Here is a 12,183-nt window from a genome sequence, read left to right as displayed (position 1 = left end):
ACTTGACTATTCCATATACCCATAACCGTAATAGCCTTCTCTCTTCCCGAGCTTTTTGTTGTTGAGAACAACCCCGAGCAGGTTGGCCCCGGCCGTCTTCAGCTGCTCGACTGCGCGAACGGCCGAATCCCGCTTTGTTTTGCTCGCGTCCACGACGAGAATGCACCCGTCCGTCTCTCTCGCCAGCACCATGGCATCGCTCACAATGAGCGGAGGACTGTCCACGACGATCATGTCAAAGTTGTTGCGCAGCTGCTCCAGCAATTCCCCCAGTCGCGGCGTTCCCAACAGTTCAGCCGGATTGTGGGGAATCGGCCCCGCTGTCACGATCGACAAATTCGGAACGCCCGCATCCTGAATGATGTCGGAAAACTGGCACATCCCGGTCATATAAGAACTGATCCCGTACAAATTCGGCATCTCAAACGTGAAATGAATGCGCGGATTGCGCAAGTCGAAATCGATCAGCACCGTCTTGCGCCGATCTTTTGCCATCATCAGCGACAAGTTGGCTGCCGTAATCGTCTTGCCCTCCGATGGCCCCGGGCTGCTCACCAAAACCGTCTGCAACCTTTGTCCCTGTGTGGAAAACGAAATGTTCAGCTTCAAGGTGCGGTAGCCTTCCACCAGGGGAGACAGTGGCTCCCAATGGGCGATCAGCTTCTGGTAACGATCGTCAGGCTTCTGCCTTCTCATACTCGCTTCTTACCTCCTCCGCCCTTTTTTGCCGCAAGTGCTTCTTTGTCTTTTTGTCGATGACGGCGATGGTGGCGAGCACAGGCAGGCCCAAATATTCCTCCACTTCCTTTTCCGATCTCAGCCGTGTATCGAGATGCTCCATGAAAAACACAACGCCTACAGAAGTAGCCAGCCCAAGCACAAAGCCGATAATCGAGTTGAGCAGCGGCTTCGGACTGACAGGCTTGGCTGCCGGGTTATCGCGCGCTTCCGCCAAAATGTGCACGTTGTTCATGCTCAACATTTTGACCACTTCTTCCTGGAAGGTCGTGGCAATCGTGTTGGCAATCAGCACGGCTCGCTTTTGATCAGGGTCTTCCACTGTAATAGAAATGACTTGCGAATCTTTGACCGGCTCTACTTTCGTATGCAGCAGCAGCTCATCCATGCTCGCTTCCGGCCCGAGTGTCTGCACGACTCTCTCCATGATTCGCGGACTCTCGATAATGACCCGGTACGTCTCGATCAGCTTGAGATTGGAGTCAATCTCGGCAACCGACAGCACTCCCTCCAGATTCGAGTCCAGCGAGCGATTCACCAAAATTTCCGTTTTTGCCTGATAGATCGGCGTCAATGCAAAAAAACTGATGAGTGCCGTTCCTATCGTAAAAATGGAAGTAATGGCGAGAATCACGCCCCAGCGTTTGGACAAAACCAGCAATATTTCCCGGAGATTCACGGTTTCATTCATTTTGCTCCCCCCTTCGCCCCTCCATGCTGTCACTCGCTTGATTCGGCAGTGGCTTGGCCTCACCGGCTTTCTCTGCGCCTTTCTCAACGACTTGCTCGCGAAAGGCAGACAGCCGACGGATCAACTTTTCCCGCTCCCCCTGGCTTACGATGTAGTAGTAAATCCCGTTGATCAGCTGGCCGTTTCCTTCCATCCGAATCGTCTCCACGCTTGATACGGCCGTACCGTAGCTTTGAACAAGCATTTTCATGTCGTCAAAGGTCATGTTCGTCTTCACGTATTTCCCCATGGTATCGAGGACTCCGTTCAAGGTAGAGGGAGACGCCAAAGCCCCCTTTTTTTGCATCAGCGCTTTGATAAGCAGTTGCTGTCGCTCGTTTCTCCCCAAATCTCCCCGCGGGTCTTCATAGCGCATGCGCGCATACACGAGCGCCTGCTTTCCATCCAGGTGAATCGGCCCCAGCGGAAAGTGATAATCGGCGTAGGTAAAAGCGAGCTTGTTCTCGACATCCACACCGCCCAACGTGTCGATGATCCCGGCGAAGCCTTCCATGTTGGCGGCCACCACGTAATCGACAGGCGCGGAAATAAATTGCTCGACGGTGTCAACGGCTTGTTGCAGTCCGCCAAATGCGTAGGCGTGGTTAATTTTATCCAGCGTTTTCGAATGGGCCAGCTGCGTGCGCGTGTCCCGTGGAATGCTGACCAACAGCGCCGATTTTGTCTGCGGATTGACCGTCAACACGAGGATCACATCCGAGCGCCCCTTGTCGTTTTCCCGTTCATCGATCCCGAGCAAGAGCAAGGTGACAGGTTCGTGCACTTCTGCTTTCTCCGGCTGCACAGCAGGTTGTTCAGGCTGGGCTTGCTTTTCTGCTCGCTCTTGCTGCCTCACGGTTGGCGCAGGAAGGGAAGACGCCTTGGTCTTCTCCGTCCGCAGCGGGACGTACATGCTGTTTACGGTCTGTTTGATCGAAAAATAGACGTAAGTCGCATACCCTCCCAGTCCAACCAGACAGGCAATCCCCCCTGCCAGCAGGATGCGCGCCCACTTTTGCCTCGCTGTCCGCGCGATTCGCTCTTTCCTCGTCGTCTCTTTCATCCTGTGGCTACCGAGAAAGGGACTGGCTTGGCATCGTCGACAGGCTGGGAGGCAGACTGATAGCTCGGAATGACCGCCTGCAAAATTTCAATCATTTTCGAGTGATCCTCGATCAGCCCGCCCTTTTTGGCCAACTGCTCCAAACGGGAAATCGCAGACAACAGCTCGCTCCAGGAAAAGTCGAGCGGCTTTCCGATGAAAATGCGGTCGTGGCACGTCGAAGTCAGCCCTTCTTCCGCCGTCAAAAGTTCCTCGTACAGCTTTTCACCGGAACGGATGCCTGTGTAGACGACCGGGATATCTTTTTCCGGCTCCAGGCCCGCCAAGCGGATCAGGTCCTTCGCCATATCGACGATTTTGACAGGTTTGCCCATGTCGAGCACGAAAATCTCGCCACCGTGCGCCAGCGCGCCAGCCTGAATGACCAACTGGGCCGCTTCGGGAATGGTCATGAAATACCGTTCCATCTCCGGATGCGTGATCGTCACCGGACCGCCCGCCCGAATTTGATCGAGAAAAATCGGCACGACGCTGCCTCTGCTTCCGAGAACATTGCCAAAGCGAACCGCCGCAAAACGAGTGTGACCAAAGCGGTTATATCCCTGGATCAAAAGCTCGGCAATGCGCTTCGTGGCGCCCATCACGCTCGTCGGATTGACGGCCTTGTCGGTGGAAATCAGGATGAAATGCTCGGCTTGCGCTTCCAGAGCGCATTCGGCCACATTTTTCGTTCCCAAAATGTTGTTTTTCAACGCTTCACTCGGGTTTTGTTCCATGAGGGGCACATGCTTGTGGGCGGCGGCGTGAAAGATGACGGCAGGACGATACTCGCTCATGATCGCAGCAATCCGCTGCCGATCGCGTATATCTGCGATGAGGCTTGCTGTAGACAATTCAGGAAATGCTCGCTTCAGCTCCAGACTGATCTCGAAAATGCCGTTTTCCTCATTTCCGAGCAAAAGCAGTTTCCCTGGGCCAAATCTAGCGATCTGACGGCAAAGCTCCGAACCGATAGACCCCCCGGCTCCGGTAACAAGCACGACTTGCTGGCGCAAATAACCCGTGATTTCTTCTAAATTCATTTCCACCGTCTCGCGCCCGAGCAAGTCCTCCAGCTTGACGTTGCGGATCATGCCCATGCTGATTTTCCCGCTGAGAATATCCGAGACGTGCGGCAAAATTTTGACGCTTGCCTTCGTCGTCTTGCAAATATCAAAAATGTCGCGGATCGTTTGGCGCGACGCAGACGGCATGGCGATCACAATATCGGAAATCGCGTGCCGCTGTACGATGCGCGGGATGTCTTCCCTGCTCCCGATTACGGGCAAGCCGTACACGCGCAAATTTTGCTTGCTCGGCTCGTCGTCAATGAAAGCGATCGGCCGTTGCTCGGACAGCGGCGACCGCCGCATCTCCCTGGCAACGAGCACGCCTGCGCTGCCTGCCCCGACAATCAAGGTGCGCCTGCGATCCAGGCTCCTTTTGTCGCGTTCCTCATACCACCATTTCCACAGAAAACGCGAGCCTGTGATCCCGGCAAGCACGAACGTCCAGGCAATCAAAAACAAAGATATCGGAAACCGGATTGGCATCCACAGCCAATGCCCCAGCGTGTTCAGGAAAAAAGCGAGAATCAGGATGGACAAACTCGTCGCCTTGACAATCGAGGCAAGCTCGCCCGCACTGACGTAACGGTAGACGGGTCGGTACAACTCGGCGAGATGCATCCCCGCCAAAACGAACAGCACATGTCCAATGATCAAATAAAGAGGGCGATGCTCGTATATTTCGGCAAAAGAAAAATCAAATCGAACCAGGCAGGCCAGCCAAACAGCCAAACTGATAATTCCTGCGTCCGATAAGCTTAACCAGAATCTTCTCTTCCGGTAGCTCATATTCATCCGCTCCAGGCAGTCTAGATTCGCAATCGTGGCTGCATCTACAAGCGCCAGACAACGATATCAGACGGGCATGTTTTTTGATTCAACACGCTTTTCACATCTGCAATCACTCCGCAGTTTTGGTGCAGCAAAGACGACAGCTCAGCCCAGCTCAGATGGACGTATTTCGCGTGCGGCACAGCCAGAACCAGCGCATCGGCAGGCTGCAATTCGTCCCATTCCCTCAGCTTGATGCCGTACTCTGACCATGTCTTCTCCGGGTCTGCCAAATCGTCTGTCACCTGAACTTCCACGCCAAATTCCCGCAGCTCATGGACGATGTCGATCACTCTGCTGTTGCGAATATCCGCCACATTTTCCTTGAACGTCATCCCCAAAATCGTGACGCGTGAGCCTTGAATCGGAATATGACGCCAGATCATCTGCTTGACCAGGGAGGTCGCGACGAATTTTCCCATCCCGTCGTTGATGCGCCGTCCCGCCAAAATCACCTGCGGATGGTAGCCTACGCGCTCCGCCTGATAGGTCAAATAGTAAGGGTCTACTCCAATGCAATGACCGCCGACCAGTCCCGGCGAAAACGGCAGAAAATTCCATTTTGTTCCAGCCGCCTCCAGCACGTCGGCTGTTTCGATTCCCAGTCGGTCAAAGATGATCGCCAATTCGTTGATCAACGCAATATTCAGGTCGCGCTGCGTATTTTCAATCACCTTGGCTGCCTCTGCCACCTGAATCGAGGACGCTTTATGAATCCCTGCTTCGACTACCAGCCCGTACATTTGCGCGATCTCGTCACACGTTGCCTGATCCTGCCCGGAGACGACCTTGACGATCTGGGCGAGTCTGCGCTCCTTGTCCCCCGGATTGATCCGCTCGGGCGAATAGCCGACAAAAAACTCTGCGCCTGCCCGCATCCCGGATGAGCGCTCCAGCGCCGGAATGCACGTTTCCTCCGTGGCGCCAGGGTATACGGTCGATTCATAGACGACAATCGCTCCTGGCTGCAAATGCTTTCCTACTGTCTCGGAGGCGAGCAGCAACGCCTTCAAGTCAGGGCGCTTGGCGTCGTCCACAGGCGTAGGCACGGTCACGATGATAAAGTCGCATTCCGCAAGCAGCCCGGGATCATCCGTATACGTGATGCTTGAACGCGCCAGCTCGTCAGCCGTCAGCTCTCCCGTCTCATCCCGCCCTGTCTGTAGCGCGGCAATGCGCGCAGCGTCCACGTCGTAGCCGATCACCGGAACCTTTTGCCCAAAAGCAGCCGCAACAGGCAAGCCCACATACCCGAGTCCTACGACTCCTACTTTTTTACGCATGGGCATCACCGTAATAATCAAGATACCAATCGACAAAACGGGAAATTCCTACCTCGACCGGAGTATCAGGCCGAAAGCCCGTTTCTGCGAACAGCGCATCGACCGAGGCGAAAGTAGCAGCCACGTCTCCTGGCTGAATCGGCATGTACTGGCGGTTGGCTGGCCGTTTCAGCTTCTGTTCCAGCAGTTCGAGGAACGAAAGCAGCTCCACAGGCCGATGATTCCCGATATTCAAGACCTTGTGCGGCGCCTTTCCGTCTTTTGGTTCAGGCAAACGATCCATGAGTCGCAAGATGCCCTCGACCACATCATCAATGTAAGTAAAGTCCCGGATCATTTTTCCGTAGTTGAAAATGCTCACTGGCTCCCCCGCCAAAATCGCCTTGGTGAACGCATAGAGCGCCATGTCCGGGCGGCCCCACGGCCCGTAGACGGTAAAAAACCGCAGCCCGGTCGCCGGAATGTTGTACAGATGGCTGTACGTGTACGCCATCAGCTCGTTCGCTTTTTTCGTGGCGGCGTACAGGCTGTTCGGCTCATCCACCCGGTCGCCCTCGGAAAAGGGGAGTTTCTTGTTCCCGCCGTAGACGGAGCTGGAAGAAGCGTAGAGCAAGTGCTTGACCCCTGTGTGCCGGCAGCCTTCCAATATATGCAAAAATCCCGTGATGTTGGAGGACGTGTATACGTGAGGGTTTTCCAGGCTATACCTGACTCCAGCCTGCGCCGCCAGATGGATGACCCGCTCCGGTTGCATTTTGCGGAACAACTCGTCCATTGTCGTCTGATCGGCTATATCTGCTTGATAGAAGTGGAACTGTTCGAACTCTTGCAGCATCGACAGTCTTTTTGCCTTCAAGCGGGGATCGTAATACTCGTTGCAATTATCCACCCCCCATACGACTTCCCCTCCTTCCAAAAGTCTTTTCGCTACGTGAAATCCAATGAATCCAGCAGTTCCTGTCACCAAAATCGACATACATTCCACCTCTTTGCTTATTCATACGGAGGTTCTAGGACAAATATGCCAGTAGGATGAGGACGGCCAGGAACGGTTCAGGAAGACTAGGACACTCTTGCCAGGCAAACAAGCTCTTGCCTGTTTTGCAAAATGGTTGTCAACTTTTTTCGTTTTTTGAATGAAATGAAAGAAGACAATCTAATCTTGTCTGACTATTTTTTCAAAGTGGAGGAGATTGATGCATGATGCTCGATGTAAAGTCCTACGGGGCGCGAGGAGATGGGGTGACAGATGATACGCAGGCGATATCCGCCGCGCTGGCAGCCGCGGTCAACCAGCAAATTCCGCTGTATTTTCCCCCGGGAACCTATATCATTGAACCGAAAAGACTGGCTGTCACACTAGGGAAAGGCAAAAGCCTGGTGCTGCAGGGTGCCGGTCCTTTTTCCGTTTTGAAACGAAAAGCCAATTCTACCGCCGAGGACTGGAGGTGGCTGTTTTCGATCACCTCAGTGGGCGGAGACGCTGATTCGTTTGTCGTGTCCAATCTGAAAATCGACTCCAATGCGCGCGAAAATCCCGTTCCGCCAGAACCATATGCCTATGAGCACTCCGCCGACTTCTACATTCGCGGCGACGGGCCTGGAAGCTATATCAACTACGTGCTGCTGAGTCACATATGGTGCACCGATGCCGTAGCCGATCATTTTTACTTCGCCGGAGAAGCGAACTGCTACGTCCGCTCCGTGTCGATCAGCGACTTTACGAGCGACAACCGGACACGCACCCGCTCCGACATCACGGTCACCGGAGGCTTGGAGCGTCTGAACGCTGTCAATGTTTCCTGCGACCGCTTTGAAGTAGAGCTGAATGAAGCATACGACGGCAAGCTCCCGATGATCGCCAATCTGAGCAATATTCACTGCCGCCAACAGCTCGATCTGGAAGGGATTGCGACAGCGCCGATTCGCGTCCAGGGAAGCCACCTCGTCTCGCTTGCCAGCTTCAGCCTTAGCTGCTTGACTGGCACGATCAGCGCCTCTACCTTTTATACCGCTACCGCGCAGAAAAACCGGGTCAACTTCATGCGGAACATGACTTTCCACCAGTGCAACTGGGTTCTGCATACAACCTCGCAAGGCGCAGCCAAAACAATCGGCAGCGGCCTGACTATCGACTACAACAACGTCGGTCTTGTGTTTGACGGCTGCTGCTTCGAGGCCGCCGATAGCGCTGCTGTGATCGATGGCTACGCGCTCAGCTTTGATCCATGGGATGTCCCGGCGCAACGAATCGTGACGGTCCGCAACTGCGCGTTCGACCCCCGCCTCAAGCAAAACCTGTACCTGAACCGCTGCGGCAATGTGTATCTGGAAAACAACCGCTACTCCGGCAGCGATCATGTGATTGCGCTGTACGGCTCCGGTTCATACCCGCTTTTTCTCACCGTGGACGGCGGAGATTTCAGCCAGGTCACCGGAAAAATGTTTTATCATAAAGCGGCTGACAAAGTCACACTTTCCATGAAAAACGTGCCCGTACCCGTCAGCCTGACGAGCGGCTACAACTCTGACAACTCTTCCTACCTCCCCAACGTGGCGATTAACGAGCGAATCGTCTACGTCAGCACTCCTCCCAGCTCGTCGGTTAAATACGGAGGGATCAAAGGCGACACGCTCCGGCTGATCACGCCTGTCAACGGGCAGCCGTGCGAGTGGATCGCTACCACGACAAACAAGACCGCCTGCACGTGGCTGGCGACCAAAACCGCAAAAAGCTAACTTTCCAGCACAAAAAAACATCCCTCCTCCCCGGTGAACTTGCCCGGGCGAGAAGAGATGTTTTTTATTAGGCAATCCGCTCCAGATCCGGATTGTATCGCTTCACATAGTCATAGATTTCGTCACCGATGAGACGCACGTGGTTCAGATCGCTTGTCTTTTCGGACAGGTGTTGAACCAATTGTTCGGTGCCTTGCTCAATCCGTCTTTTGGCTGCTTCTGGCAAGGTGAGGACGTGCGGGACGAGCAGTTGCAGGTACCAGTTCCCTTTGTCCTCCTCGGATACATCGATTTCCAGCTCCATATCTTTGCTGTCGAAATCGTAGAGGTGATTGAACAGCGCTTCTCTGATTTCCAGCGTCAGCGCGGAAATATCGATTTTTGCCACACCCAGATAATACTCCTCGTTGAACAACACGATCTTCTCGTCAATTTGCTGATACTTTTTTGCAAGCGGATTCATTGTCTCGTTCCCCTTCCAGCTATCGCCACAATCTATCCTATAGCATACTATCTCCCCGAATCATTCGGCAACAAATTCGTCGGAAAATGTTGAATAGACAAAAAAGTCGCGTGTTCAAGCGGCCTTTCCCTTATGTTTGTTTCAACGCCTGATTTTCCGCAGGCGCAGGCACCTCTCGCTGAATCAGCAACGAAGCCAGCAGACCTATGCCGAGGAGCAGCGCCAGTAACGCAAAAGTCAGCAAGTAGCTGCCGCTTTCCATCAAACGGATAGAGATAATAGGGCCGAGACTTGTTCCCGCAAATAGAACAAACGTGTAGACCGAAACGGCAATTCCGCGCGCCTTGCCTGCCAATTGGCCGACGAGAGAGACGAGCGCTGGAACGGAGAGCGCAATGCCCGCCACAAAAATGACACTCATCGCAATCAGCAAAGGCAAGCTGGCAATCAGCCCCAACGAAGCCAAGCCTGCCATCGCCAGCAGCAATCCGCCTCGCAGAACCGCGCGAACCCCAAAGCGCATCGCTACTTTTCCGGACAAAGGAGAAATCAGCATGCCCAAAACACCGACAGAGCGAACATAAAGAACTTCTGCTTTATTCAGGCCAAAATCGGGACCGCTCAAGTAATTGCCCAAAACCGTGTACATGCTGACAAAAGACATGAGCAGCACCAATGCCACCACATAGCTCAGAACAAGGTTTTTTTGCGAAAATACTTTACCGATTTGCTTTAAAGGTTCCCATATAGTCGCGTGTGGCTGTTGAATCTCTCCTTTTGGCAAGAAGCGCAGAATCAGAACCGCTGTTAAGGCATACACCCCTGCCAGGAGATAAAATACGGCGTTCCATCCGTGCTGCTCACTGATGAGGCTACTGACAACCTGCCCGACGATGCCTGCGACCAAAAACCCGGTGCTGATAAATCCGATCGTCGTCACCCGTTTGTCTGCCGGGAACATTTCTACCGCATAAGCAAGGGCAACTGGCGAAAACGTAGCTGCCGCAAAGCCTTGCAACCCTCTCAGCACAATCATCCAGGAGAAGCTTTCGACCATGCCAAGCAGCAAAGAGATGGCCGCAAGCGCAACAAGTCCAATCAAAATGACTTGCTTGCGCCCGTATTTATCCGATAATGCGCCATAAATCAGGCAGCCAATCGCAAAGCCGACCGAAAAAACACTTCCTGTAGCCGCTGCCTGCGTAGGCGTAATGCGATAAAGCTCGGCAAACAAGGAGATTAAAGGGATCGTTACATACAAACTGGACATGACGGCCATGCCAGACCAGCATAAAATCGCCGCCATGAGCGAAAAGTTTCTTTTCGTTACCGCTGAACTCGCTGCTTGTGACATAAGGCACCTCTTTTCATAAATGTTGGAGCGTAAATGGACTAAGCTAGAAGCGTCTCCTTCTCTTTGATCATTTGCGGAAACTGCTTATCGTATAACGTTTTGTATCGACCGGAAAGGGTCAGCAGTCCTTCGTGCGTGCCCGCTTCGACAATCCTGCCTTTTTCCAAAACTACGATGTGATCGGCGCTTTGAATCGTGGAGAGACGATGGGCAATCACCAGGCAGGTTCGCCCGGGAAGCAGAGTGGAGAGCGCGCTTTGGATCAGTTGTTCCGATTCTGTATCCAACGCCGCTGTCGCTTCATCCAATATGATCAGGCGCGGATTTTTCAACAACGCCCTCGCGATCGACAGCCGCTGTTTTTGACCGCCAGACAGCTTGACGCCCCTTTCTCCGACCAACGTATCGTACCCTTGCGGAAAAGCTTCAATAAACTCCAGAGCATTCGCAGCTCTCGCCGCTGCCTCGATCTCTTCGCGAGTGGCCTGTGGCTTTCCGTAGGCAATATTGTCCCGAATCGTTCCGTTAAGCAAGATGACATCCTGTGATACAATCCCGATTTGCGTGCGGAGCGATTCAAGCGTGACATCTGTTAGTGGATACCCATCGATGAAAATCGCTCCTTTTTGCACATCGTACAGACGGGCAATCAAGTGCGCGATGGTCGACTTCCCGGAACCAGACGAGCCAACCAATGCGGTAACTTGTTGAGGCTCTATTTGCAAATAAAAATTTTCCAAGACTGGCACGCCTTTTTCATAAGCGAAATCCACATTGTCAAACAGAATCTCTCCTTGAATGGGTGGTAAAATGATCGCTCTCTCTTTGTTCCGCACTGCTGGCACCGTCACCAGCACTTCATGGATTCGTTCATAGGCAGCCGAAGCTTGTTGAATTTTACTAACCATTCGGCTGAAGGAACGAACAGGTCCTTGCAGCAGACGCAAGTAAGCCAAATAGGCGACAATGTCTCCTACGGTAATGTGGTTGTGCATCGCCTGCCACGCACCAAAAAGCAGTACGAGTGTCATTCCGATGTAATTCAGCCACTCGATAATCGGCGGGAAGGACGCGGACAGCCGGGAAGCTTTCACGATTGAGGCCCGATTGATCTCGGTCAGTCCAGCGAATCGATCGATTTCATCGTTCTCGCTGGCAAATGATTTAATCACGCGAATCCCTGACAACGTATCCTGCAAATGATTGCTCAATTCGGCAGAGGATTGTCGTACCGTTCGATAGACCGACTTGATTCGTCCGCTGAAAAACCGCGACGTGTAGAACAGAAAAGGAAACGTGCTCATCAGCAAGAGCGCCAGTTGCCAGTCGACATACAGCAAATAACCGCATATGGCGATAAACGTGAAGAAATCAGCCACAATGGATAATGTGTCGGCCGAAACCAGTTCCTGCAACTGGTTGACATCACTCGTCAATCTGGACATGAGATCGCCGGTGCGGTTGCGATCGAAAAAGTTCAAATCCAGGTTCACGGTATGTCGGTACAGCTTGTTCCGCAGCTGTGAAATCGCTCCTTGGCTGACAATCGTCATCACGAAGCTGCTAACAAACCGAAACACTCCCAACAGCAGCGCAGCTCCAACGATCGCGGCTCCCAGTTCAAACAAGGCAGCAATTTGTTGCTCGGGGATGACCTGATCAATGACGACTTTCGTCCACTGCGGAATGATAAATTCAAGGACGGAAATCGCCAGGATAGACAAAGCGGCTACCAAAATATACTTCCATTGCCCTTTTGCTTGAAAAAACACCTCCCGGAGCATTTCTGAAAACAATCGATAACGGTGGGAACGGGATTTCATCGCATCACCTGAATTTCTCTTTAAAATAGTAAGACTATCTAACTATATGCACA

The 12,183-nt window shown here is 53.1% G+C and carries 10 protein-coding genes; 1 reads left to right on the top strand and 9 read right to left on the bottom strand.

The genetic code is table 11. The features are described 5' to 3' along the window. Positions 1-6: 6 nt before the first annotated feature. Genes M2298_RS16305 through M2298_RS16280 form a run of 6 tightly spaced genes read right to left on the bottom strand, consistent with a single transcriptional unit; the run spans position 7 to position 6,727 of the window. Positions 7-696: a CpsD/CapB family tyrosine-protein kinase gene (locus M2298_RS16305; RefSeq protein WP_063228054.1), complete on the bottom strand. Its 690-nt coding sequence runs from the start codon at positions 694-696 to the stop codon at positions 7-9. Then, entirely contained in the window at positions 677-1,429 is a 753-nt protein-coding gene (locus tag M2298_RS16300) for a YveK family protein (RefSeq protein ID WP_122963951.1), read from the bottom strand. The genes M2298_RS16305 and M2298_RS16300 overlap by 20 nt, the downstream gene beginning before the upstream one ends. After that, positions 1,422-2,531: an LCP family glycopolymer transferase gene (locus M2298_RS16295; RefSeq protein WP_173596865.1), complete on the bottom strand. Its 1,110-nt coding sequence runs from the start codon at positions 2,529-2,531 to the stop codon at positions 1,422-1,424. Before M2298_RS16295 ends, M2298_RS16300 begins: the two co-directional genes overlap by 8 nt. Then, a complete protein-coding gene (locus M2298_RS16290; RefSeq protein WP_173596864.1) occupies positions 2,528-4,426 on the bottom strand; it encodes a polysaccharide biosynthesis protein in 1,899 nt (632 codons plus the stop codon). Before M2298_RS16290 ends, M2298_RS16295 begins: the two co-directional genes overlap by 4 nt. A gap of 44 nt (positions 4,427-4,470) precedes the next feature. Then, positions 4,471-5,751 (bottom strand): nucleotide sugar dehydrogenase, encoded by a 1,281-nt coding sequence (locus M2298_RS16285; protein ID WP_217022337.1) that lies wholly within the window; start codon positions 5,749-5,751, stop codon positions 4,471-4,473. Further along, entirely contained in the window at positions 5,744-6,727 is a 984-nt protein-coding gene (locus tag M2298_RS16280; RefSeq protein WP_173599110.1) for an NAD-dependent epimerase/dehydratase family protein, read from the bottom strand. Before M2298_RS16280 ends, M2298_RS16285 begins: the two co-directional genes overlap by 8 nt. Before the next feature lie 224 nt (positions 6,728-6,951). Here M2298_RS16280 and M2298_RS16275 point away from each other — a divergent pair, with 224 nt between their 5' ends. Beyond that, positions 6,952-8,490: a glycosyl hydrolase family 28-related protein gene (locus M2298_RS16275; protein WP_173599109.1), complete on the top strand. Its 1,539-nt coding sequence runs from the start codon at positions 6,952-6,954 to the stop codon at positions 8,488-8,490. 67 nt (positions 8,491-8,557) lie between these two features. Here M2298_RS16275 and M2298_RS16270 read toward each other — a convergent pair whose 3' ends face one another. From M2298_RS16270 to M2298_RS16260, 3 genes are all read right to left on the bottom strand, one after another. Beyond that, on the bottom strand, positions 8,558-8,953 hold the full coding sequence (locus M2298_RS16270; protein WP_122963945.1) for a hypothetical protein: 396 nt from the start codon (positions 8,951-8,953) through the stop codon (positions 8,558-8,560). 130 nt (positions 8,954-9,083) lie between these two features. Further along, positions 9,084-10,307 (bottom strand): MFS transporter, encoded by a 1,224-nt coding sequence (locus M2298_RS16265; protein ID WP_173599108.1) that lies wholly within the window; start codon positions 10,305-10,307, stop codon positions 9,084-9,086. Positions 10,308-10,345: 38 nt separating this feature from the next. Continuing rightward, entirely contained in the window at positions 10,346-12,130 is a 1,785-nt protein-coding gene (locus tag M2298_RS16260; protein ID WP_274874154.1) for an ABC transporter ATP-binding protein, read from the bottom strand. Positions 12,131-12,183: the final 53 nt, after the last annotated feature.

The organism is Brevibacillus sp. 1238 (genome assembly GCF_029892995.1).
Classification (GTDB): Bacteria; Bacillota; Bacilli; order Brevibacillales; family Brevibacillaceae; genus Brevibacillus; species Brevibacillus parabrevis.
Note: the sequence above shows the minus strand (reverse complement) of the source record. Positions and strands in the feature narration are given on the sequence as shown.